Origin of the sequence: Peribacillus frigoritolerans, from assembly GCF_001636405.1 — a bacterium.
Lineage (GTDB): Bacteria > Bacillota > Bacilli > Bacillales > DSM-1321 > Peribacillus > Peribacillus frigoritolerans.
Genome location: NZ_KV440950.1, coordinates 3,198,638 through 3,223,604 on the forward strand (window position 1 = coordinate 3,198,638; position 24,967 = coordinate 3,223,604).

22 protein-coding genes and 1 pseudogene are annotated in these 24,967 nt (G+C 36.5%); 9 read left to right on the forward strand and 14 right to left on the reverse strand.

Annotation, left to right across the window (positions count from 1 at the left end; translation table 11 throughout):
- Positions 1 to 637: 637 nt before the first annotated feature.
- Complete coding sequence (locus A6755_RS15315; RefSeq protein ID WP_054395939.1) at positions 638 to 1,486, reverse strand: pyridoxamine kinase; 849 nt, start codon at positions 1,484 to 1,486, stop codon at positions 638 to 640.
- Positions 1,487 to 1,691: 205 nt separating this feature from the next.
- Here A6755_RS15315 and A6755_RS15320 point away from each other — a divergent pair, with 205 nt between their 5' ends.
- Both A6755_RS15320 and A6755_RS15330 read left to right on the forward strand, forming a co-directional pair.
- Positions 1,692 to 2,231 (forward strand): ECF transporter S component, encoded by a 540-nt coding sequence (locus tag A6755_RS15320; RefSeq protein WP_048681565.1) that lies wholly within the window; start codon positions 1,692 to 1,694, stop codon positions 2,229 to 2,231.
- 628 nt (positions 2,232 to 2,859) lie between these two features.
- Positions 2,860 to 3,129: a hypothetical protein gene (locus tag A6755_RS15330; protein ID WP_034312142.1), complete on the forward strand. Its 270-nt coding sequence runs from the start codon at positions 2,860 to 2,862 to the stop codon at positions 3,127 to 3,129.
- Between the two features lie 438 nt (positions 3,130 to 3,567).
- Here A6755_RS15330 and A6755_RS15335 read toward each other — a convergent pair whose 3' ends face one another.
- From A6755_RS15335 to A6755_RS28270, 7 genes and pseudogenes are all read right to left on the reverse strand, one after another.
- On the reverse strand, positions 3,568 to 4,446 hold the full coding sequence (locus A6755_RS15335) for a YitT family protein (RefSeq protein WP_063592572.1): 879 nt from the start codon (positions 4,444 to 4,446) through the stop codon (positions 3,568 to 3,570).
- 160 nt (positions 4,447 to 4,606) lie between these two features.
- Positions 4,607 to 4,999 (reverse strand): hypothetical protein, encoded by a 393-nt coding sequence (locus tag A6755_RS15340; RefSeq protein WP_063591195.1) that lies wholly within the window; start codon positions 4,997 to 4,999, stop codon positions 4,607 to 4,609.
- A 21-nt stretch (positions 5,000 to 5,020) separates the two neighbouring features.
- Positions 5,021 to 5,234, reverse strand: a pseudogene (locus A6755_RS26125) (hypothetical protein); the annotation flags it as partial.
- Between the two features lie 34 nt (positions 5,235 to 5,268).
- On the reverse strand, positions 5,269 to 6,132 hold the full coding sequence (vanY, locus tag A6755_RS15345; RefSeq protein WP_063591196.1) for a VanY-A/VanY-F/VanY-M family D-Ala-D-Ala carboxypeptidase: 864 nt from the start codon (positions 6,130 to 6,132) through the stop codon (positions 5,269 to 5,271).
- A 117-nt stretch (positions 6,133 to 6,249) separates the two neighbouring features.
- Positions 6,250 to 7,347: a vancomycin resistance histidine kinase VanS gene (gene vanS, locus A6755_RS15350; RefSeq protein WP_063591197.1), complete on the reverse strand. Its 1,098-nt coding sequence runs from the start codon at positions 7,345 to 7,347 to the stop codon at positions 6,250 to 6,252.
- Positions 7,340 to 8,035 carry a vancomycin resistance response regulator transcription factor, VanR-F/VanR-M family gene (gene vanR, locus A6755_RS15355; protein ID WP_063591198.1) on the reverse strand — a complete coding sequence of 232 codons (696 nt, stop codon included), beginning with the start codon at positions 8,033 to 8,035 and terminating at the stop codon, positions 7,340 to 7,342. Before vanR ends, vanS begins: the two co-directional genes overlap by 8 nt.
- Positions 8,036 to 8,499: 464 nt before the next feature.
- On the reverse strand, positions 8,500 to 8,589 hold the full coding sequence (locus A6755_RS28270; protein WP_244889675.1) for a hypothetical protein: 90 nt from the start codon (positions 8,587 to 8,589) through the stop codon (positions 8,500 to 8,502).
- 359 nt (positions 8,590 to 8,948) lie between these two features.
- Between A6755_RS28270 and A6755_RS15360 the strand changes: the two genes are divergently transcribed.
- Both A6755_RS15360 and A6755_RS15365 read left to right on the forward strand, forming a co-directional pair.
- Entirely contained in the window at positions 8,949 to 9,701 is a 753-nt protein-coding gene (locus A6755_RS15360) for an alpha/beta fold hydrolase (RefSeq protein ID WP_063591199.1), read from the forward strand.
- Positions 9,702 to 9,708: 7 nt separating this feature from the next.
- Positions 9,709 to 10,293: a TetR/AcrR family transcriptional regulator gene (locus A6755_RS15365; RefSeq protein ID WP_063591200.1), complete on the forward strand. Its 585-nt coding sequence runs from the start codon at positions 9,709 to 9,711 to the stop codon at positions 10,291 to 10,293.
- Positions 10,294 to 10,557: 264 nt separating this feature from the next.
- On the opposite strand, the gene A6755_RS15370 is transcribed toward A6755_RS15365, so the two are convergent.
- The 3 genes from A6755_RS15370 to A6755_RS15380 form a co-directional block, all read right to left on the reverse strand.
- Positions 10,558 to 11,832 carry an MFS transporter gene (locus A6755_RS15370; protein WP_053534928.1) on the reverse strand — a complete coding sequence of 425 codons (1,275 nt, stop codon included), beginning with the start codon at positions 11,830 to 11,832 and terminating at the stop codon, positions 10,558 to 10,560.
- 258 nt (positions 11,833 to 12,090) lie between these two features.
- Positions 12,091 to 13,278 carry a CaiB/BaiF CoA transferase family protein gene (locus A6755_RS15375; RefSeq protein ID WP_063591201.1) on the reverse strand — a complete coding sequence of 396 codons (1,188 nt, stop codon included), beginning with the start codon at positions 13,276 to 13,278 and terminating at the stop codon, positions 12,091 to 12,093.
- A 25-nt stretch (positions 13,279 to 13,303) separates the two neighbouring features.
- Positions 13,304 to 15,103: an acyl-CoA dehydrogenase family protein gene (locus A6755_RS15380; RefSeq protein WP_063591202.1), complete on the reverse strand. Its 1,800-nt coding sequence runs from the start codon at positions 15,101 to 15,103 to the stop codon at positions 13,304 to 13,306.
- A gap of 443 nt (positions 15,104 to 15,546) precedes the next feature.
- Here A6755_RS15380 and A6755_RS15385 point away from each other — a divergent pair, with 443 nt between their 5' ends.
- Positions 15,547 to 16,278 (forward strand): IclR family transcriptional regulator, encoded by a 732-nt coding sequence (locus A6755_RS15385; RefSeq protein WP_063591203.1) that lies wholly within the window; start codon positions 15,547 to 15,549, stop codon positions 16,276 to 16,278.
- Positions 16,279 to 16,384: 106 nt separating this feature from the next.
- On the opposite strand, the gene A6755_RS15390 is transcribed toward A6755_RS15385, so the two are convergent.
- Positions 16,385 to 17,989: a phosphodiester glycosidase family protein gene (locus tag A6755_RS15390; RefSeq protein ID WP_063591204.1), complete on the reverse strand. Its 1,605-nt coding sequence runs from the start codon at positions 17,987 to 17,989 to the stop codon at positions 16,385 to 16,387.
- Between the two features lie 256 nt (positions 17,990 to 18,245).
- On the opposite strand from A6755_RS15390, the gene A6755_RS15395 reads away from it, so the two are divergent.
- Complete coding sequence (locus A6755_RS15395) at positions 18,246 to 18,554, forward strand: hypothetical protein (protein WP_063591205.1); 309 nt, start codon at positions 18,246 to 18,248, stop codon at positions 18,552 to 18,554.
- Between the two features lie 96 nt (positions 18,555 to 18,650).
- Here the strand turns inward: A6755_RS15395 and A6755_RS15400 are convergent, their stop codons facing one another.
- Together A6755_RS15400 and A6755_RS15405 are read right to left on the reverse strand one after the other, a co-directional pair.
- Complete coding sequence (locus A6755_RS15400; RefSeq protein ID WP_084737794.1) at positions 18,651 to 19,613, reverse strand: peptidoglycan-binding protein; 963 nt, start codon at positions 19,611 to 19,613, stop codon at positions 18,651 to 18,653.
- Between the two features lie 385 nt (positions 19,614 to 19,998).
- A complete protein-coding gene (locus A6755_RS15405) occupies positions 19,999 to 20,208 on the reverse strand; it encodes a hypothetical protein (RefSeq protein ID WP_063591206.1) in 210 nt (69 codons plus the stop codon).
- Between the two features lie 585 nt (positions 20,209 to 20,793).
- Here A6755_RS15405 and A6755_RS15410 point away from each other — a divergent pair.
- From A6755_RS15410 to A6755_RS15420, 3 genes are all read left to right on the forward strand, one after another.
- Positions 20,794 to 21,615 (forward strand): alpha/beta fold hydrolase, encoded by an 822-nt coding sequence (locus tag A6755_RS15410; RefSeq protein ID WP_063591207.1) that lies wholly within the window; start codon positions 20,794 to 20,796, stop codon positions 21,613 to 21,615.
- 22 nt (positions 21,616 to 21,637) lie between these two features.
- Positions 21,638 to 22,849: a SpoIIE family protein phosphatase gene (locus A6755_RS15415; protein ID WP_063591208.1), complete on the forward strand. Its 1,212-nt coding sequence runs from the start codon at positions 21,638 to 21,640 to the stop codon at positions 22,847 to 22,849.
- A gap of 1,030 nt (positions 22,850 to 23,879) precedes the next feature.
- Positions 23,880 to 24,794, forward strand: a complete 915-nt coding sequence (locus tag A6755_RS15420) for an iron-hydroxamate ABC transporter substrate-binding protein (RefSeq protein ID WP_063591209.1) — start codon at positions 23,880 to 23,882, stop codon at positions 24,792 to 24,794.
- Positions 24,795 to 24,967: the final 173 nt, after the last annotated feature.

The following is a 24,967-nucleotide window of genomic DNA, read 5'->3' on the forward strand; positions in this document are numbered from 1 at the left end:
TTAGTTCAAACTGAAAAAAACCACCAATAGCAATTACTGGTGGTCTTTTGTATAAACAAGAAATTTATTGTAAAAGATATTATTATCACTAGCTTTTCTTTCTTTATTAATTCCCCTTAACTGAGCTGAGGTATATTCCTTAGCTTTTTTCATTCCTCTTCAAGCCAAGGTTTATCGTTAGTAATATAGGTGAGTGAATGCTTTAGCCATTAATTCCATATTAGGCTCATTAGCATAAGTAATTTTACAAGGCGGTCTATCTTCTTTATTTGTTTTTGCACTCCATGGAATTTTTGCGTTTTTTAATTCTAAGCAACCTAATTGACGCATTTTCTTTATAATTTCTGATCTATCCTTATCAGGAAATAGAGCTTCTAATTCCTCGATTGTAGATAATATTATTTTTTCTTAAAGTAATTTTTCTTAATCTTTGTAAGGTCTATGGAAGTTAAATATTTTCAAACTTTAACGAACATAAAAACTGGCTGTTGTGAGGTAAATAGAAAGTTTCCTTATTATTTAAGTGGTTTTTCACAATATTCGGCAAAAATATAAGTACTATTTGATTTATACAAAAAGCTCGGTTAGTCAAAAAGCCGAGCTTTTGTTACTCTATTTTTTCCATTTTTTAAAGCATTCATAATAACATTCGTAAATATTTTTCGAAGTTAACTCCTTCTACTTTAGGAATTTGCTCCAAGGAGGAATCATTGATAGCCTCTGTCAGGAATGCCACTGCGAGCTGTACGGATTTTTCTAGGTTCTCTCCACGCATCATGCTTCCCATAATCACAGATGCAAATAGATCACCAGTACCTGAATAGCTTTCACCGTTATACTGCGTCGCACTATAAAAGGTTCTACTTCCGTCCAAATACATATTTCCGATAAACTGCTTCTCTGAATCTGCTGACGGTGGATTCATTCCAGTGATGATAACTTGAGCTCCCGTTTCTTGCTGCAACATATTCCCTGCTTCTTCTATCGCTTTAATATAGTCCTCTTCGTTAGAATAGCTATGCAGCTTTTCATAAGACAATCCGGTTAATAAACAGCACTCTGTAACATTTGGTGTAATGACATCTGCACGCTTCACCAGTTCTCTCATAAGTACCAGTAATTCATCGGTAAAAAGTTTATAGACTTCTCCTATATCCCCCATTACTGGATCAACAAGTAAAATGGTTTCTTTTGTATAAAATTTATCTAAAAAATGGAAAATATTATTAATTTGCTCTTCACCAGTAACGAAGCCGGTATAGATTCCATCAAAGGTTACATTAAGCTTGCTCCATTCTTCTATGAAGTTTTTCATTTTGGATGTAAAATCTTCACAAAAAAAACTTGGATATCCGGTTTGCGCAGTCAATATGGCCGTTGGTAAAGGGCATGCCTGCACGCCCATGACCGAAAGAACCGGAATTGCAGCTGTTAATGAACATTTTCCAAAAGATGATAAATCCTGTAGTACAGCAACTTTTTTCATAATAACCTCCATATGGCCTATCCACTTTAAACTTTATTTATCTTATCATAAATCAGCTAAAAACAGTCATCTCCTCTCTCTTTTCAATACGTATAATATCTGTTTTATCAACTGACCTCATAGTTTTTTAATAAATTGACACTTTTATAGACACCAGTCTTTTGCTAAAATCAGAGGAAAATTCTAGTTAGGAAGGTTTACAGATATGCAAAATACACAAAGTTATTCAAGGTCAAGTCAAAAAACTATGGATTTAATTATTACCGCTATGTTGATTGCTCTTGTGTTCCTATCTACATTCTTTTTGAATATTAAACTGCCAATTGCCGCAAATGGAGGGTTAGTTCATCTAGGAACAGCTATGCTTTTTATTGCATCTATTTTATTTGGTCCTAAAAAAGCAGCTCTTGCTGGTGCGATAGGAATGGGGTTATTTGATATAGTTGGAGGGTGGACATTGTGGGCACCTATCACCATTGTGGCGCGTGGTTTGCAAGGATATATAGTTGGTAAAATCGCTTGGTCAAAGGGTCGCAACGGTACTAGCAATGCTTTCAATGTAATAGCAACAATCGTTTCAATTCCATTTATGATAGCTGTTTATTATATTGGTGAAGGGATTCTATACGGTAATTGGATTGCACCTTTAGCTTCGATACCTGGAGATCTCGTTCAAAATATATTAGGAATTATCGTTGCCGTTCCAGTTTGTGTGGCTTTGAAAAAGGTTCCTTATTTTAAGTAAATTCGCTATAAAGGTAAACGTCAAGTAGCCCCCAAATACTACATGGATGGTGTATTTGGGGGCTATGTTTTGTTTGCTTCCCTTTTTATCGGTACTCTGCATGCAGAGGGTAAACTAGATGACCACGACAAGACTTTATCTATTTCTTTTTTTCATTCTTAAGTCTTTTAACGTGAGCTCCCATTTTATCTAATTCCTTTTGTTTCCCTTCTTCATCATTTGCCAATGCAGAAAATAAAGCTATTGTGCCTAATTTGTCGAATTCTACATCTCCAGATCCACCTTTAGTAAAACTAAAGTATAGTTCCGTAAACGCCTTAGCCATTAATTCGTGTGTAAAACAATAGTAAAGCTACATAAACAACTTTAACCCCTGCTTTTTTGCCGAATTTTTTAATCTTCTTCCAAAATGAGTCTTCAGAAAAACCATCTGAGTATTTAGTTGTATCTTATTATAATCCCCCCCTATTCATCATCAATTTTTTACCATATTAACAGGATATTACCCTAATTTTATCCAACCTTCTACAATTCATCAAATCTTTACATGATTAATACATTTATTGAACTTATCTATTTTATAATTAAATTACAATTTAATAATTCACATCATATGGAGGATACAATTATGGAAATAAATGAAAGGCAACCATTTGAGTCTTTTTTATCTCCTCGTCAACTTACTGAGTTAAAAATCTTATCTATTAAAACAAACATAGCTTTCCATGAATTATTAGCAATGCCATCAATAGTCTCACTTCTAGAGAAACTGAACAATACTACCGAACTAAATGATGAGCTTAATAATAAAGAAATGATATTAAGAAATAAAGTTTTCATTAATAAAAATAAAGAAGTATTAAAAAAGACACAAAAAGCACTCGACCAATTAGGTTAAGTGCCTTTTCTATGTATTACATTCTAAAAAAGAATAAGTCATCACTTGGTTAAAGTGGATGTCTAGTTTTTCTTATGTTTCCATCCCTCTCATTACATAATAAAAAGCCACCCTTTTGGGACGGTTTGGATTTTGTTAATAATAAAATTTCAGACTTAATGTTTCCAAAACACTTAAAATATTTCTTGATAAGCCCACAGTTGATGGTTATTGAGTAAACGACTATATAGAAGATCACCGATACTAAAGAATAAGATGGTCGGATAATAATCCCTCCATCTCCTCCAATTGCCCCATTTAACCCTGCTAATAAAAAAAGCTCAGTAAATACAAAATGCTTTTATTCTCCAATGTTTTTTACTACAAATTATTCCGATCCTGTTAAAAAAGTATGCAAAAAAAGCACTCAAGTTATGAGCGCTTCCTGTGTGGTTAACATTAATGAATATCTCTCTTTTTGAACCTTCCTCCACGTACTTCCGCAATATTTGCCATTGCTAAGAAAGATGAAGGGTCGATCTCTTCAACAATTGTAGTTAACTTGGATTCTTCAAGTCTGGTAATTACACAGAAGATAACCTTTTTGTCTTCTCCTGTAAAAGCACCCTCACCATGTAAGTATGTCACACCTCGTCCTAAGCGGCTATTGATTGCATCACCCATCTCTTTTGCTTCATCGCTAATTATCCAAACTGACTTTGTTTCTTCCATTCCAGTAATAACAATGTCAATGGCTTTAGCAGCTATTACATAAGCTAAGATTGAATACATAGCTCTATCCCATGTGTAAACGAATCCGGCAGAACCAAGTATAAATAGATTGATGAACATAACAATTTCACCAACAGAAAAAGGCACTTTTTTACTTATTACAATCGAAAGTATTTCTGTCCCATCAAGAGCACCACCGTTACGAATTACTATTCCCACACCTATACCTAAAAAAATACCGCCAAAAATTGTAGCAAGAAGGATATCTTCAGTGAAGGGCGGGATAGGATGAAAATATGTCGCAAAAATGGAAAGCATTATAATCCCATATACAGTAGATATAGCAAAGGTTTTTCCAAACTGTTTATATCCCAGAAATACAAATGGTAGGTTCAAAAGGAATAGAAAGATTCCCAGTTTTATACCGGTAACGTGAGAAAGCATAATGGAAATACCTGTAATGCCTCCATCAATTACATGATTGGGAATTAAAAAGATTTCCAATCCAGTGGCCATTAGCAAAGCACCAATTGTAATAAGAATGATCCGTTGGATAATTATCAAACGAGGTAACTTTCTATGCTGCCTTTTTAGTGCTTCCGTCAGAAAAATCACACCTTTTATTCATTTATTACTATTATACTCTAATATTAAATCAGGAAAAATAATTTTGAATATAGAAGTTCCAACTTTGTTACATCTTCCTAATTTAGCCAAAATAAAACCGCCGCTATTCTTGTTAGCGTTTGATTGTTGTTATTGGTTTTCATATCGTTACCCAAGCACCAGCTTTTCTAATTCTAAATATTCCATTCCCTCTAAAAGTAGAACCATCTTCACAATCATTGGGTACTGTAGCAAAGTTACCTGATAAATCCACTAACCAATCAGATGAACGCCCTAATACTGACGAAGCATTGATAGGACTCACATAGGCTGAAGCGTACCATCCTGAAATAGCTACTGTACCTGATTTTGCAGTTTGGATACAATACAGAGCTGAACCTGTCTCTAAAATAACATTAATAATGGCAATTCTTCTGAATGTGTACTTAGTAGCAGATATGTATATCCCTGCATTGACAGGGTTTAGTATGATACCGCCATTTATATTAATACGGGAAAAGAGTGAACCAAAATCCCAGCTGCTAACGTCCAATAATCGCCCCTAAGGTGTTCAAAAACATAAGGGTATAAATAGAATAAGGTTCAATATATATGTAGTAATACCTTCAGAAGAAAATGGAAGTATTGATTTCTAGTGAAAGGTGAAAAAGAAAAACATACACCCATAGAAAATGCTTAAATATTTTTGCGCCTTTAATAAAAATACAATTTGAAACCCAATAAATATTAGTACAAAAATAAGTATACAAAACTGTAAGTGTAAGCAGATAGAATACGTCTCCTACTTTATCATTTTTGAACCTAATTCAATGTGGTCACAATCACTCCATCCATATTATTACCAGATATTTCATACTGTTCATTCGCTGGTACTTCAACTTCAATTGTCCCACTTTGAGAAATGGGATAATATGAAATTGTATATTTTTTCCCTTCAACACTAATAGAAATGCTCTTTTCATCTTTTAAATAATCCAAATATTCTTCCAAAGCTAAATTCATTTCCTGCATAATTGCACTGTGAGGAAAGCCGACATAGCGAATATGCCATGGTTCATATTGAATTCCTGTAATATCAGTTTTATTCGCGGGATAGCGTAAGATAAAGCCGTTTTTCCAAGCATTTTCTTCTATCCACTCTCCTTCAGGTGCTTCTTTCATCTTCATTTGAGTAGACCCTACATCGAGTGCTAATCCTAAATTGTGTTCGCTATGCCCGGCAGGCAAAGCATAGTCAGCCCCCATCTCCTTGTACAGTCTGTTTTGCTCATCAAAGTCTCGATAACCACTGCTAATTAAGAAATTACTAACCCCATCTTCTTCAGCCGCAGCTATCATCTCCGAAAATTTTTCAGCTATTTCTTCTGATAATTTTATTTCATTATTAGGTAACTGGTATCCGGTAGTTAATCCTTTGTGTGTAAATAAATTTATGATATCCGATTGTATACCAGCTTGTTCAACTGCATATTCACTGTTAACCAAAAGTAGATTCCCTTGATGGATCTGCTCTTCTGTAATCTCAATCTTTAGGGGATTTTCAATAACTGTATTATCATTTTGTTCATATATTTGATTCTCTACTTTATCTTGGGATATCGGTAATATCTTAAAAATAAAAACTAGAATTAATGCAAAAACCAATAAAATTCCCCACTTTTTCATTTTTAGTCTCCTCCTTGATGTAACTTGTTTATAGGATAGGAAAAACTTTTAAAATAAAAAGTGGGGTAAACATTAAATTTTTCTTAAATTTTCACTAGGATCTTATTATTAAACTTCTTAGGAATCCGCTATTGGTAATCGGACTTCAAATATAGTGCGTATTAAATCACTTGCGGCGGATATTGTCCCATTGTGTTGCTCTACAATATTCTTCGCAATGAATAAACCGAGACCTGTACTATTTTCTTGATGAGTTCGTGCTTTGTCACCAGTATAAAGCATATCAAAAATATGAGGCAGTTCATCTGGAGGAATGGCATCCCCATAATTGAGAACTTGAATAACCACTTCCTCTGAATCAATAAAACCGTTGATATCCACATACTGCCCCTCATACCCATAGCGATTTGCATTAATCAGAAGATTTTCAAACACACGTGCCAATAACTCTCCATCACCCATGATAGATAAAGGGGAAGTGATATTCATTCTTGCTATCAAATCGTTTTTCTCGAAGACAGGATACAATTCTTCTTTCAATTGAACAAGTAGCTCACTTAAATCGATTTGTTTCTTTTCAACTGGTAACATCCCATAATTCATCCTAGTTATTTCGAATAATTCATCAATTAACCTTTCCAAGCGTTGAGATTTGGTAAAGGCAATCGTTAAATAATGCCTGACCTGATTTTCTGTCAAATTATCATCCTTAAGGATTAAATCTAAATAACCTAAAACAGAGGTAAGAGGTGTGCGCAAATCATGAGCCAAGTTAACTACTAACTGCTCTTTACTACTCTCCGAAAAGTCACCCCTTTCTATGGCTTGTTCCAATTTTTCACTTGCCAGATTAATGCCTTGTGCAATATCACTAAATTCATCATTTGACAATATTTGAACTCGATGCTTAAAGTCACCCTGAGCGAGATAATGAATTCCTTTTGAAATCTCATTGAAATAGGCAGAATAGGGTTTTGTAAGTAAAAAGAAGAATAATATCGAAAGCGTGATAAATACAAGCAAAAAGACGTTAAGGTCTCCAATATTTTGGATGATTTTGCGAAAATAAGCTAGTGTATCTCCATAATTAACATTTGTATAATAATACAATTGGAGTACTTTAAAGAGGAAATATGTTATGACGCTAGACAACAACATGCTTAAACCTAACAATATGATCATTTTTGAACGAAAGCCTCGCAGAATATTACCCATTGAATTTATAACCTACCCCCCATACAGTTTTTATCAATTTGTTTTTTCGTTTATCCTCTTCAAGTTTTTTTCGCAAAGTGCGAATATGAACCATAACGGTATTCCCCCCTTCATAGTATGCATCCCCCCATACCTTCTGAAAAATATCTTCTGCATTATAGACTTTATTTGGATTACTGGCTAATAAATATAAAATTTTAAACTCTTTCGGTGTTAACTCAATATTCTTACCATATAGAGTAACTGTACGTTGTTCAGAAGAAATCGTTAATCCTCCAAATTCCAAGTTTGTATCCTGTTTGTATTTAGGTTGATTCAATTTCATAAAGCGCCGCAGCTGTGCATTTACCCGAGCTACCAATTCAATGGGTATAAATGGCTTCGTCATATAATCGTCTGCTCCAATAACGAGTCCCTGCACTTTATCAAAATCAGACGTTTTAGCGCTCAAAAAAATAATCGGCATATTATGTTTTTCGCGAATTCGACGGGTAACTTCATATCCATCCATTTTCGGCATCATAATATCCAAAATCAGTAAATCAATTGGTTGAGTCTGGATAATATCAATGGTTTCTTGCCCATCCGATACCTTAATGACACGATACCCTTCTTTCTCTAAATGTATAGCAACCAAATCAGCAATCTCAACATCATCATCAGCTATTAAAATTTTTATATTTTCCATGTATTCCACCCTTAGAAAAAGTTATCATTACTCGTCAGTAAGTGTTACGAAGTTGTATCGGAAAAAAATTCACCTGTTTTTGCCGAGTACAATTATCACTTGTTTATTCCACAAGCTGCCCGATTATTGAATATAAGTCTTTGTAGTTCGTAACGCAATACTCAAGTTTAGTATCCGCCTATCTATTCAGGAAAAAAGGCTGCGAATACTTAAATAAAAGAGGGAATATCCTTTTCACGAAAAGTCCCAAAACGGGGTGATCCATCATTAACAAATTTGTTAAAAAACGTAACATCACGCATTAAGGTGAAAATGTTACAGCTTTAATATCCAAGATTAAAGTGAATGTAAGATTCTAACCCTCTTTCTCATTTCCTTCAAATATTACTTATACACCTTTACCTATTTCCCCTAGCATTGTGAACATTATTTCCCTGATGGAGTTGAGAAATCTATTTGCTCTTTTAAGAATGGCTAGCAACATTATGTAGGTTTTTAACTGAGCGAGCAAATCTATCTATTTTGGTTACAATTAGCTTATATTCTTCTCGCAAATACTCTAATGCTCCATGAAGAGCTATTCGATTTGATTTTGCTTCAGATTAATTTTCCTTAGCCATATCCCTGAAGTAATTCAATTTGATTTTCATGTGTTTGTCCAACTGTTGAAACTACCCTATTAAAGTCTTTTAAACCACCTCTGTCTAAAAGACTAATATGTTAAATCATATACTAACTTTAAGACACTTTACATAAACATTTAGATTAACATTAATAGTAAAATCAGCATTATATAAAAGTTAAAATACTTTTAGACAGTTTTTCAAAATTTAATTGCATTTTCTATTGACTAAACGTTCATTCAATAATAAAATAAATCTGAAAATTCAGTGATAAAAAAGGAGGGGTTGCATTGGATTTACATTTCGAGGTTAATGGCAAGGGTCTTCCTGTTGTTCTTATTCATGGTGGTGGGGTTGATTTGAGGCTATGGACATTTTCAGCATCTCTTTTAACTAAAAATTACAAAGTGATCGCTTTTGATGGCCGTGGTGCCGGTAAATCACCATCCCCCATAAAACATGCAAACTATGTTGAGGATGTATTGGCACTAATGGATTACTTGGAACTTAATCAGGCAACGATTATAGGTCATTCCATGGGCGGGCAGATTGCCACTGATTTCGCCCTTAATCACCCAGAAAGGGTATCGAAACTTGTATTAATTGCTCCTTCTTTAACTGGTTTTCCCTATTCAAAGGAGTTTGAACAATATCATAACAAGATATTGGAAAGTGCACCCAATATAGATAAGATGTTAGAGCTTGCCCTTCATTCACCAACATACCAAGTTGTTATCGATAGTCCGCACAAAGATCTCACTGTCCAAATGTTCAGGCATCATTTCGGGCGCATGCTTAAGTGGCCCGCTGATTTCTGCATGATATGGCCACAGCCGCCGGCAATGGAACGATTAGAAGAATTGAACCCCGAAACTTTATTTTTTATCGGCAAAAAGGACTTGGCAGATAATTTCCGAGTTGCCGATTGTTTCCGAAAGGTTCCAAACATCCGTTTCATCGAAATAGAGGATGCCGATCATATGCTGCCCCTCACCCATTCTGAAGTTTTATATCAAGAATTCACTGCTTTTATGGAGGATTGAAAATAAAATGCCACGTACACCCGAAGAGAATGACCGTATTCGCCAAGCATCCAAAGAAAAAATTCGCGCTGCAGCCATGGAGTTATTTATAAAACAAGGCTATTACGCTACTTCCATAAGCGATATAGCCAAGCAGGCGGGCATTTCGAAAGGGTTACTTTATAACTATTATAAAGGAAAAGAAGAACTGCTTTCTGAAATGGTCGAGGCCAGAATCAAGGAGGTGGCGGAAGTCATGGAAGAAGCTTTCACCTTAAATACACCTCGTGAACAGCTTGAACATATAATCAATGGTGCCATTGATAATATCCACCAAAAGCCAGAAGTCCATCGGTTCTATCTACACCTTCAAACTCAGCCAGAGTCAGATGAAGATTTGATAAAATACAGTCATCTCATAATTGAAGAAAATGCTATACAATTTGAGTTTCAATGTAAAATATTTGAAAGTATGGGTGAAACGGATTCAAGGAAACGATCGTTATATTTATCATCTGTGCTACAAGGAATTATGTTGATGATATCCACCTATCAACAGGGATTTCCGATAGAAGAAATAAAGAACCAGATTATAAGGGAGTTTTGTAACTAGTCTAGACATATCTTGAATGAAGATTTAAAAAGGAACTTCCACAGCTAAAATGGAGAAAAAAGAGATCGTCATTGACGGTCTCTTTTATGAGAAAAACTATTATTAATACATTCATCTCGAACATGGATCAAGCCGTCAGAACCTACTACAAAAAACCTGTTCAAATCCCATCCTATTTTATATTTATTCCGGCATTCATATACTTACTGAAATTATTTTAAGTAATTGATATGGTTGAAATGTAAAACTCACTATATAAAGGTTTTATATAGATTGATTAGTATAAACGTTTTCTTTCAGCTCAGTTACAGGATTTTCTTCCTTCCCAAATGGATCGTACATTTTTTCCCGAATAAACAGTGCAGGAATTAATGCTGAAACTACATAGGCAATAGCTAGTGTAGCTAATCCGAATCCAATTGAATAGGATTCTGCCATGACACCGATGAGAAATGGAGCCATCGCTGATCCAACTCTACCTACATTATATGATCCCCCTACAGCAGTACCACGAATATGTGCAGGAAAACTCTCAGCCATATAAGTAGCATTTACTGCATAAGGTATACCATAGAGAAAACCTAGTATAGTTAGTAACAGAATAATGTTAGACGGTGAATTATAAAGATAAACGATTGGTAAGACAATTGCAGTAGAGAAACCACCAACTATAAACATCGTTTTTCGGCCGTAAAGATCGGCCAGCCAACCTGCAATGATCTTACCCAAGATTGCTGCTGCATATGTCCCTACAATATACCCTGTCATTTTTTTGAAATCAAAACCTAAATCAGAAACAATATACGTCGGCAGCCAGGTACCAATGCCGTAATAAGCAAATTGTAAAAAGGTCGCAGTAAGACCCCAAAATATAAAAATCTTTCTTGTTTTTGAATCTTTGAAAATCGCAGCCCACTCATTTTTCTTATTACCCTTTTGTTTTTGCGCTTGAGCCCTTTCCTTCCATCCTGGAGGTTCTGGAATTTTGTATCTAATATAAATTGCCAAAAGAACAGGAGCAACAGCGATAAAGTAAAGAGGCCTCCATCCATATTCAGGCAAGATTGCACCAGCCAGTAAAGCTGCCACTAAATACCCTAATGAATAAGCTGCTTGTAGCGTCCCTAAAATTGTCGTCCTTTTTTTCGTAGGTACATATTCAGCCATAAGCATCGTAACGATAGTATATTCCGCCCCGATTCCGATAGCAGAAATGAAACGGATAACGATAAATTGTTCATACGTTTGGGCAAATCCGAGTAAACACGTTCCAATAGAGAAAAGTACCATCATCCAGGTCGCCATTCTTACCCGGCCAAAGCGGTCAGATAACCAACCGCCACCGATTCCGCCGACCGCCATGCCCACTAAGGACCATGTAGCAATGAGCCCTGCATCTGCTTTTCCAATATTAAATTCTTCCATTAGACTAGGCATCGTGATAGATAGCATGATTAAGTCCATGCCATCCACAACAAGACCTAAAAAGCATGCGACGAATACCACCATCCAAGTCCGATCTGACGCACCTTTAGCCATACTAACCCCCCTGATTTTTTGGATTTTAAAAGCGGTAAACATCCATTTGATGTAAGCAATGTTCTTTTGAATGTGAAGAACACCGGACGATAGGAACCTGGTGTAGAATTATTCATCACTGCTTCGTTTCCCATACTAATTTTGTTGATTTAACATCGTTAAACTTCAATATTCTTACTTACTTGATGAATACTTAGGGAATTTCTTTCTTATTCCATCTATCAATTGCGGGATATCCAGCCGACTAAGAAATTCATTTCAAATAACCTTATCTTCCATGAACGATTCAATTTCTTGTTTATCGTACCCTAATTCCAATAATACTTCTTCGGTATGTTCCCCATGTAAAGGAGGATGCCTTTCGATTGTGACCGGTGTATCCGAGAGCTTTATAGGTGATCCCAAAAGTTTAACAATTCCCACTGTGGGATGTTCTACTTCCTGAATCATTTGCCTTTCGAGTACTTGTTCATCTGTAAAAACTCTATCTAAAGTATTGATAGGACCACAAGGAATATTGTTTTCTTTGAAGAGTGTAAGCCATTCATCTGCTGTTTTTGTTAATATCACTTCTTGTAATCTAGGAATTAATTCTTCCCTATATATGATTCTTGCATTAGCTGTTGCAAAACGCTCATCCTGTGGTAATTCCTCTGTATTTATTAATGAACAAAGACGTTGGAATTGCCTGTCGTTGCCTACTGCAATTATTATCTCCTTATCTTTAGTTTGGAAATTCTGATAGGGAACAAGGGTCGGATGCTGATTTCCATACCGCTTAGGCAGATTTCCTGTGTTTAAAAAACCTGTACCTATATTCAGCAATGAAGCAACCATTGAGTCCATAAGGGAGATGTCACAATGCTGACCACGACCGGTTTGGTTCCTTGCCTCCAAAGCGGCTAATATGCTAATGATTGCATATAGACCTGCATATAAATCGGCCATGGCAACCCCAGCTTTTACAGGCTCACCATTGGATGTGCCATTCACACTCATAAAACCACTCATTGCCTGGGCAAGAAAGTCGTATCCAGGCAATTGTTTATACGGTCCTGTATGGCCAAACCCTGTAATGGAGCAGTGAATGATTTTAGGGTTTAACGCTTTCAAGTCTTCATATCCGAGTCCTAACCGTTCCATCGTTCCTGTCTTAAAATTTTCTACGATAACATCAGATTCCTGGATGAGTTTTTTTATGATTTGAATTCCTTCTTTTGTCTTTAAATTCACCGTTATGGCACGTTTATTTCGATTAACTGCCATATAATATAAACTAATATCTTCAATGTCCGGAGGAAACCATGCTCGTGTTTCATCCAAGAAATCCGGCCCTTCCACTTTAATGATATCTGCACCCAAATCTCCTAAAATACTTGTGCAGACAGGTCCAGCCACCACCCGGCTTAGATCAAGAACTTTTATCCGGCTTAATGCCTTAGTCATTATTCTCACCCCCATCCTTTGACGTTTAGAGTTTCACGGCCTGTTGCACGTTTTCCAGCAAACCTTCTACAGCCCCTTTTGATACTTTGTCAAAGTCAACAATAGCATCAAAGCATTGTAATAATGATGAATCAAAATTAGTAAGGTCATCCAAGCCACTTGAAAGCAAATAACGATGGATATACTGCAAAGTCATATATAATTTCCGATAGTTTTCTTGGGCTGTAATTTGTACTTCTGCTTCATTTAGTAAAAGACTTGCAGTGAATATGTGATACATCCGGTTCATTAATTGTTTAGCAGGCAATTCCCTTTCTGGACCATTCAGACTCATTATCCTGTGTGATTGCGATTCGACTTTTTTGGATATTTGCAGAAGGATTTTCCCAATCTGTTTAGTCAAAGAATTCGTAATAGCATCCAACCGATTGTATAAGTCGTTAAAAAAGATTTCTCCTGCTTCGTCTTTCACTAACGCTCTTACTACATCCAAGGCAACGATATTCGTGGTACCTTCCCAAATGGAACCCACATGAGCATCCCGTACAAGTTTTGAATCTATCCAACCCTCGATATATCCATTTCCTCCCCTGGCTTCCATCCCTTCAGAGGTAGAATTCCTTGCACGTTTACAAATGTAACCTTTTAACAATGGCGTCAAAATTCGTAATAGCCTTTCAGCTTCCACGTTCCCTTGATCGGATTTATCATAAACGGAAGCTGTGTAAAATGTGATCGACGCAGCTGCTTCGCAATCTAGTAATAATTCAAAAAGTGTTTCTTTCATAAGGGGTTTTTCAGACAAGGAGCTGCCAAATGCGACCCGTCCACGAGCTGAAACGAGTGCTTCTAAAAAACTTCTTCGCATCATCGCGCTGGAACGTACAGCGTTCGATAACCGTGAAGAATTCACCATCGACATCATTTGTTTAAACCCTTTAGTTATATCCCCTACCACATAAGCAACGGCTCCTTCAAATGTCACCTCACCAGAAGCCATATCGCGGGTCCCGAATTTATCTTTTAGGCGATTAACTTTGTATTTATTAAGCGTTCCATCTTGCAGTTTTCTGGGCATTAAAAACATTCCAAGACCTTTAGTACCCTCGGGGGCCCCTTCAGGTCGAGCCAAAACTAATGCTACATCTGCTGAAACGTTGGAACAAAACCATTTATCACCCCAAATCTCCCAATGATCATCCACTTTCTTTGCTGCTACCGTATTAGCACCTACGTCAGACCCGCCTTGTTTTTCGGTCATAAATTGGGCACCTGTCCAAAATGTATTTATATCAGTACTCGTCATACGAGACAAATAGGTTTCTTTTAAACCTTGATCACCAAATTTACTTAAGACCCTTGCAGCAGAGTCAGTCATGCTCATCGGGCAAGCTAGACCAAACTCGGATTGGACGAACAAATACCAAAATCCGTACTTTAACACGTGCGGCAGTTTAGTAGGAAACCCCAGTACCGGTTTATGTGACATAGCGACCAGAGCGAACTTTCCATATCCTAATGATTCCATCTCTTTATAGGACGGATGATATTCAACTTTATCCACTCGCTCCCCTTTTGCATCGTAATTTATTAACTCGGGTGTATGCTTATCCGCCATGCGGGATAATTCATCAAGCCTTGTTCCGGCTACTTCCCCCAACTCCTTTAGGTGAGGAAGGGCACGTTCATAATTTTCAGTAGAAAGATAATGTTTAAGTATAAAAGACAAATTTTGATCCTCTTCAAAAAAGTTTAATCCTTTCGTGTCTGGCATCGCACCAGGATAGGCTTTACTAGAATGAGAATTCATTAATTTCACGGACATATTATTCCCCCTTTTTTGATGTTTCATTTAAAATTCTCTTATCCCCACTTTACTCCGAGTCAGGATCTGTACAAGTGATTCATTTTTCAGGTTATTAATTCACTTCCTTTCAACCTTCCACGAAATTATTATTCATAATAAAGGAATCTCAATTCCTATATTATGAATATAAAGTTAGTTTTCAGAAAAGTCAATTTATTAATTAGGACCTCACCTTGCAGAAAAATTGAGTTTTTATTCACCAAAATTTATATAAATATAATTTCTAAAAAAGAAGGGATGACCCAAAAAGTTCACTTTTCGTTAACTTTTTGAATCACCCCGTTCAGAGTATATTATTGATAAAGAAAACAATTCTAGCTACTGATTGGCCCATTATCTTACTATGTTATAATATTTTAAATAATTAAATTAATTTGGAATTTTATTTGGAGGATATATACATGAACACTAAGATTTCGTCTACGGTGCAGCGTGCAATCAAAATCATCAATTATTTGAATGAAACAACCGGTCCACAAGGAATTAAAAATATTAGCGAAAGCCTTAATATTTCTCCCCCTATCACTCATCGTCTGCTGACCACTTTGAAAATGGACGGTTTGGTATTCCAAGATGCAGATTCTAAAAAATATTCACTTGGCACCGTGTTTATCGATTATGCAAATAAAATTATAACCGATGTACCTTTTGTCTCGATAATCGATCCACAATTGATTAAATTAAGAGACGAAACACAGGAAACCGTAGGGTTTTATATGTTAACAAACATGGTTAGGATGTGTGTAATAGAACATGTAAGTAATCAGGAAATAAGCAGAAGGGCAGGTGTTGGCAATAGGATTCCGCTACAACTTGGCTCAAGCGGACGGGTAATATTGGCATTTCTAAGCGAAGGGTTACAGGCACAAGTATTAAACCTCCTTCCAGAGGAAGAAAGAAAAATGCTACAACAACAATTGGAAATTATAGTGAATACCCGTTACTCAATTAATGAGGAAGAAATCACGAAGAATGTAGCTGCATTATCAGCACCAGTTTTCGGTGCTAAAGGAAAAGTCATTGGAGCTATCTCCATTTCCGGGCCTTTCTTTCGCTGGCATAGGGAATCGATGGAACAACATATTTCTTTATTATTAAAAACTTCTGAAAGTATTTCAAATTCCCTATATTAAATTATTTCAAAATATCACAGAAAAAAATCTCTTCAGAAACCTAACTGAAGAGATTTTTTTCGTGACGACCCGCTTGAACCAAAACGATGAATGTCCCTTTGTCCATCTATTCTACTAACAGAATACCGTCGGCAATCGGGCGTTCACCTGCTGCATCAGATGGTCTTGTGACTCGGTCATCCCCAACTGTCATGGTCGTCGAACCGCCGCCGTCAAGATTGATGGCATCGACTGCCCCTAATGACTTCATGACTTTCGCACTTTCTTCAAAATTAGCTCCCACGCTCCATCCGGGTGCGCGTCCATCAATGGTGACCAATAATAGATTGCCATTCTCTTTGATTCCTGCAAGCGTTCTTGGATTACGACGTTCCCCAAAACGATAATAAAAGCCTGGATCTTCTTCCCAGTGAAAGCCTTCCTCTACGGCATTAATGGATATTTCTCCGTTTTCCAATAATCGAGGACCTCCATTAATCATACTTGTAGATTGGCCTAATTTTATTTGCTTTCCATCCCTGATTATTTTACTTTTCACTTGAATCTTCATTCCTTGTCGGGCATGGTCACGAAGCCACTCTGCCGCCTCCCCCGTTCCCGCAAGAACGGAACCACTGCTTGGAATGTTTCCCCCACGCTTGTTACGGATTTCCGCCACTACCCCGGCATGATTTACTACCACTTCCATCCCGTCGCCCGATTCAGTCTTTTCTCCAAATACGGACGTATATTGGATAAGTTCACTTCCATCTTTACAAGTAAAATCATGTTTTGCCCGTTCTGTTGTCGTATCTCCTCCGACACCGCCACAATTGCGGATTAATCCTGGCTTCCGATTCAATCCATCCACTTCCCTAACCGCCCCATCAGATGAAGTAGCCTGAATTGACGTGGACACAGATGCAATGTTTGCCTTCCCTTCAGCAGAAGATAAAATCAGAGCTGAACGGCCATTTATTGCTTCACTGACAAGTTGACCTTTGCTTGCGAATATACCGGCAAGATCGCCTGGTGTTCCATCCTTCTCTCCCATAACAAAGTATCCTGCATTAACTCCTGCAATGGCATCATTTCTATCAGCGATTTGGGTCAATGTTTCTTTTCCTGTCACTGCATCATTTGCTAATTCAGGCACCACATGCCCATTAAATCGATCCTGATCCACTTCAAGGACATTCACTACCCATGGTCCTGTTGTTTTCTCTCCGTCTTCACCCGTATACACAGTCCGAAGTCCCGAATACCCCTTTTCAGATAACTTGTTTTTCATTTCGGCTGCATCTGCTTCCAGCTGATATTGACCGATGCGAACAATGTACCCAAGCGGTCCCTTTTTCCGGTCATCCTCGGCCCGATCCGATTCTTTTATGATATGAGCATTTTTGAAACCGTCTTTCTTTAAACTTCCCAACAATTCCTTTGCCTGCTTTTGTGTTTCTACAAATGCCACATCCACTGTGTAAAAGTCTTTAGAAGAGGTTTCACCACGATTGATTTTGGTATACTTCACTCCTGGTGCTAGATTCATGGAAGTTCTTTTCTCCTGCAAATTTGGGGTTCCAAGCGGAAGCAAATGATTTTTCGTTTGCACTTGTGATTGAACATTCAATTTTGCTTGAACTGGAATTTCGGGAATGGCATTTACAAACATCACAGATGCCAGACTAATAGAGGCGATAGGCAAAATTGGCTTTTTCCATATTTTTTTCATTTTTTTCCTCCAATAAAGTTATGTCCTCCTTTAACTTTATTGGAGGAATGTGATGGAAAATTAAAAAAACTATTATATTTCAGTCAATTTTAAGTGAACAAAAATGAGCATAAATACTCGATAAATATTACAATTCAGATTTGTGAATGGATAAATTTGAGTATTTTGTCTTTGTTTACAGTTAATCAAAGGTTTTGCTGGATAATCGTGAATATTATAAGATATTTGTGGGGTTATCTCCCAGGGGGTGAAATTTATGGAAACAGTAAAAAAGAACTTGTTGTTAATACCAACCATCTTGTCGGTTATCAATGTCATCTGCCTTGCTTCATTCCTTATTGGACTTAGTGTTATGAACCACCCAATTTCAAGCATTTTAACTGATCTTGGCTTGTTATGCCCATTGATCGCAACTTCATCATTCTTCTATTTAATGATTAAAGTCAAAAAGCATTCCGCATTAAAGTACTTTCATTTCGTAAATGCGGTTACATTTCTTGTCCCCATATGTATTCTTACGTTTCTTATACTTCGATTCCTAAACGATTGGGATATTTATTTTTAAAATGACTGCTATATTTTCATTTATACAAAAAAAGCCCTCATAGGGCTTTTTTGCTAAGCTAATTTTAAGCATAATAATTCTATTCCATTTCATATATCATCCAAATAGTTTTGCAAAGGTATTTTCACCTGCGATGCCGTCTGCAGATAATCCATTGGCCCTTTGAAATGACTTCACAGCTATTTCCGTTCCGCTTCCAAAGATACCATCCATGCCATGTGGATTATGTCCTTCCAAATAAAGTCCAGCTTGAAGGATATAGGTGATATTCCCTTCCGCCCCTTCCCTAACATTAGGTGAAGCCGCTTTTGTTTGGGGTCCCCATATTCCATCAACATTGATCTTTGCACCATATTGTTTATTCAATTCGATTTGAAAACCTTTGATCAGCGCTTTTTTAGTGTTGGGACCATAATATCCATCAACATCTATTTTTGTACTATATCTGCTATTTAATGTCCTCTGAATGGACTTGATAGTTTGGTTGCGGCTGTCCTTTGCAGGTGTTTCTTTTACAATGACTTCGGATTCGACTTGTGTAGGTGGTGGAGTGGTTCCATTCACTTTTGATATCAGTCTAGGCTTTGTTCCCGCATTTAACTGAGAATAAGTCAGTCCGCCCGTCATATCCAAGTGCGGATAATCTTTAAAGCTAGACCAATCCCCGCCCCATGCAAAGCCCAAGGATTTACCAATAGCCGCTACACGTCTCCATTTTGCATCAACTGTCCATATGCCATTCTTTCCATCATCGCTGACTATGAAATAATCAATGGCTAGTCCATAGTTATGGTAAGATTGACCTGGCATCGCGTTGGTCACTCTCGGCTTCGATAAATCACTATAGTTTTTACCATCGTATATATAACCTAGGCGACCTTGACCATATAGCTTTGCTTGCTCTTCCATAGACCGATAACCTGCGCTGATTTGCACGAAAATGCCTTCTTGGTATGCCCGTTTAACCATTTCCAAAGCTGATTCTTTTACGACTGGATGAATTCCGCTGCCCATATTCTTTTCTGAACGATCCAATAAAGTTTCTAATTTAACTGTCAATTCAATCACCTCCTAATATGTTATGGTGCTAATTAGGGAAATGCTTGTACAGCTACCTTGACGTTCCAAAAAAATCGCCCTTTTTATGTGGATCTAGTAAGTTTCATCCTTCTTAAATAAAAAAAGCACAACCCCTAATGGAATTGTGCTTTTTTATATTGGCTGTTTTCGCATACTTTGTTGCTATTTACGAAGTAGTGCAGTGTGGTTGATTTCCCCTCCAGGTGCTCGCTTTCCGCGGGGCGGGCGGTGAGCCTCCTCGGTGTAAACGCCTGTGGGGTCTCACCTATCCCGCTGCTCCCGCAGGAGTCTCGCACTTCCGCTCCAATCAACCTAAAATAGTTTCGTTTTAAAAACAACAATCTTTATGAAAAGAGCCTTTATATTAAAGTGGCTTATTTTGATTTTCTTGATCTTTTCCAATGACTTTTATCAATTCATCCAGCTTTTCATTTCTTTCTTGATCTAATCTTGTCTTTGCATTGATGAATTTTATGATCTTAATTATGAAATAAACACTTAAAACAATAAGTCCCAAATAAAACAAAATCGGTATGATTGCAAAAAGCCCTATTAAACTGCTGGCTTCGTCCATGAATAATTCCTCCCAAATGTAAAATATAGTATTATTATACAGGAAAAACAAAGAAGATGTCCGATAACGATTTATTATTTCAATAATTATTTTGCGAAAAAAAACTGAAGCTAGTTATTAATAGCTCCAATTAGGGATCAGATAGGGGTAAAACAATATTCAAGGATTTGGGTCAGAAATAGGGAGAAATTTATGTTCCCCATTATAAAAACCCCTATTTTTCTATTAAATTATAACCATATATTCTTAGCGATCATAACCAAAAAATCCCTCGTAGTTTATTCAATACTTGATCCCTTTTTATAATAAGGCTATCCAAAGACTAATTATCAATGAACGTTGTCGGCCATTTCCGGGTATAAGAGGTTCGTGTATACGTAAGACCAAGAGTTTCCAAAAGTCTTGAAACTCCGCCAAGTGTATACTTCTCTCCTCATTCCTGTTCAAGCTCAGACAATTTTCAATTCAAGAAAATCCTGGTGAAGTTTTGGATGTTTCACTGATTTAGTTCTTAAGTGTAATTCTTTAATTCGAATAAGGTTAGTGTTAACATATAGTAAGTATATCTTCTAGAAGGAGCCAATCATGTATTCCAATATTTTATTGCGTAATAATGTAAAGATTAGAGGAAAAGGTACACGACCAATGATATTTGCACCAGGTTTCGGTTGTGATCAAAATGTCTGGCAATCAGTTGCTAAAGATTTCGAAGATGAATACCATATTATTCTATTTGACTATGTTGGGTCAGGTAATTCAGATATACAGGCATATAATGTGGAAAGATACAGTACTCTTGATGGGTATGCACAAGACGTACTTGATGTTTGTTCCGCATTAGACCTAAAAGATGCTATATTTGTTGGACACTCTGTTGGATGTGTGATTGGCATGCTGGCATCAATTAAACATCCTGAATATTTTTCTAAACTTGTGCTGGTTGGTCCTTCCCCTTGCTACCTGAATCTCCCTAAGGATTATTATGGAGGATTCGAGAAAGAACAACTTTTAGGATTGATTGATATGATGGACAAAAATTACATAGGCTGGGCAACCGCTTTTGCGGGAACGGTCATGAGTAATCCAGATCGCCCAGAGCTTAAACGGGATTTAGAGAATCGTTTTTGTTCTACTGATCCCATTATCGCACGACAATTTGCGGAGGTTACCTTTTTTGCAGACAACCGTAAAGACTTAGCAAAAGTAAAAGTACCATCACTCATTTTACAATGTTCCAAAGATGTTATTGCTCCGTCAGCAGTAGGTGAATATATTCATAAGCATCTTCCCGATAGTACATTGAAAATGATGAAAGCAACAGGACACTGTCCACATATGAGTCATCCTGAAGAGACGATATACTTAATTCGACAGTTTTTGGATGAATTTCCGACAAACGATTTATAGATAGAGATGGGTGTGAATTTTTGTGAATGAACAACTAAATGAGGCACCCTGCGGATATTTAACTTTATCAGAAGAAGATGATATTTTATCCGTTAATCAAACCTTACTTAAATTATTGGGGTATAATCTCGATCAATTGCAAGGGCAGCCTATTAATTTTATCCTTTCGGCTTCAGCTATACTCTTTCATCAGCTTTATCTGGTTCCTCTGATTAAGTTAGAAAATCAGATTGAGGAAATATATATATCCTTAAAGTCTGTAGATGATGAAGAAGTACCTGTGTTACTCAACGCTGTTCAAAGAGAGCGAGATGGAAGAACCATTATTGAGTGTGTGGTGATTCCAATGCGAAAAAGAAACGAATTAGAAAATGAGCTTCTTAAAACGAAAAAAGAGGCAGAGACCGCACTAAATGCTAGGAATAAGGCTTATGCTGATTTAGAGATTGCTCATGAAACGATGAAAATACAAAAGAATAAGCTGATTGAATTGAACGAAAAAAATGCAAAATACAAAGTAGATACAGAAAGAGAACTGGGTCTTGCCAAAAAAATCCAAGAGACACTATTACCAGTTCCTATTATTAATGAACATCTTGAAATTCAAGCGTACTATAAAGGCTCGAATCAATTATCGGGTGATATATATGGTTTTTACCAAATTGACGCCAAACGGTATGGCCTTATCCTACTTGATGTGATGGGGCACGGGCTTTCTTCTGCCCTAATAACCATGTCACTACATTCCATATTTGAAAGATTAATTTTAAAAGGTTCAGAAGTGAACACGGTGATGAAGGAATTAGATGACCATCTCCATTCTTTATTCAAAAACACAAGTAAATCTTCTCATTACTGCACTGCCGTCTACCTTTTAATCGATACTGATAAGAGAGAAATTAATTATATCAATGCAGGCCATCCATCCGTTCTTTTACAGGATATAAACGGAAAACAATATGAGTTGCGTTCTAATCGGCCACCACTCGGGATGTTTGAAGATATAATTTTTAAAACAAATACCTTTACATACAATAAGGAAAGTATGCTGTGCCTTTATACAGATGGAGTTGAAGAGCCTATAGGTTCAGACCGTTTATACTCATTGTTAAAGACCTATTCTGCTGCCCCTTTATCTACACTTAAGGAGGAAGTTATACAATCGCTTAGATATGAAGAGGACACTCTCCAACGTAAAGATGACCAATGTCTTATTTTAGTTAAACTAAAATAAGACATCGTGGTTGTGCTATCTGCTACATAAACTAATCCAAGTTACTGTTCAATTTCTTGGGAGTTCGTATAATGGATACTATGTTCGAAACGCCCTTCTATTTAGGGATTAACTTTAGTTCAATGAACTTTAAATTTTCTATAGCCCATGCTTAAAAACACTCAGCCATAATGGCTGAGTGTTTTTTTCAACTTTATATATTTCAGCACAATTCCACTAATATATATCACGCACGTCCAAATAAAAAAGGCAGCCACTAGGCCTGCCTCTATTGAACAACTTATGTCCAGTCATTCATTAAGTGATTAATGAAAACGGCGCTTGTTTTTTTTGCATTTGCACTTACATTTACAACGCTTTCCAGGAAACCATACTGTACTTGGGTCATTGTTCTCAAAACATTTTTCTTCATAACAACAATTTATCTCCATCCTAACACCCTCCTTACTATTGTATATGCATGGATTGATGGAAGGTGTGGACAAGTTGCTAAAAGTTTAGACTGAATGCAAATCAACTCATCTTCCATGATTCTGGACAATTTCCAATGTATGTGGAAGCAAACTGAAATCTCCCCCAGTTTTATGGCCAGGAATAACAATTTTCGCATCATTATTTTCGTTCAAATATATATGATTTCTCTACGATTAAACCATAATATAGTTATGTAAACAAATATTCTTCAAAATTTTAAAAAGAACCCATCAGAAGACCTCAATATCAAGTATTTAACGACGCATGTGGAAAATGATGAAATGAACCGAGCTATTTTATTCCTCTTCTTAGGATGCGGCACCCGGTTGAATGTGCTATCCACCTTTAACTACTAGACTTGGTTTACGAAGAAAAACAACAGATTAGCAGGGGTGACGGTTTAGTTCACGGAGTTTAGCAATCTGGTGAAAGTTATTGACAATGATTATCATTCCTATTAATATGTTGATGTAGTCATTGAAAATGAATATCATTATTAATTAGACATTTTTTGGTATATTTTAAACTACACTATAATCAGTAAGGAGAAAATCAAATGAAAAAGCTATTCATACCATTCCTGCTCTTGTTCGTACTTATCCTTAGTGCCTGTGGGAACAACGAAAAAGCGAACGAAAATAATGATTCCAAGACAAAATCAGAAACAATTACATATCAATCAGAAACTGGTCCTGTTGAGATTCCTAAAAACCCAAAAAGAATAATTGCTCTCTCCAATGGACCTAATGTATTGGCTTTGGAAGGTAATATTGTTGGAATAGATCAATGGACTAATATGAATCCCCTTTTTCAAGATAGACTTAAGGGTGTGGAAGTCGTTTCAGAAGATGACCTGGAGAAAATCATTGAACTGGAACCGGATTTAATCATAGCGGGATCCGAGATGAAAAATATCGGAAAGCTAAATGAAATTGCTCCGACTGTTGTATTCACTTGGGGGAAATTAGATTATTTATCACAGCAAATAGAAATCGGAAAACTTCTAAACAAAGAAAAGGAAGCAAAAGAATGGGTTAAAGACTTCGAAACACGTGCAGAAACAGCAGGAAAAGCGATACGTGCAAAAATTGGTGAAGATGCAACCGTTTCTGTCATTGAAAATGATGCTAAGGAGTTTTATGTATTTGGAAATAATTATGCACGCGGAACAGAAATATTGTATCAAGCAATGGACTTGAAAATGCCTGAAAAAGTAAAAGAAAAGGCACTTAAATCCGGCATTTATGTCCTCTCATCTGAAGTGCTTCCTGAGTATACTGGAGATTATATTATCTTTAGTAAAAACCCGGATGTAGTTAATTCATTTGTGGAGACTGAAACGTGGAAAAATATACCTGCAATTAAGAACGATCGTATATTTGAAATAAATAGTAAAGCATCCACTTACAGTGATCCAATCACTCTAGAACATCTTCTGGAATTTTTCGAAAAATCATTTCTTAACAAATAGTATGCAAAGAAGGAATTCTTTAAATGAGAATTCCTTCTTTAATGTTTTATACTTGAATATCTTCGAAAAAAATAAAAAGCACTTTTGCCTAAAAGGCAATCAAGTGCTAAATATAAATTCTAGCTGATCTTCATATCAACAATGTAAAGACCTTTGCGTTAAGGTCTTACAAA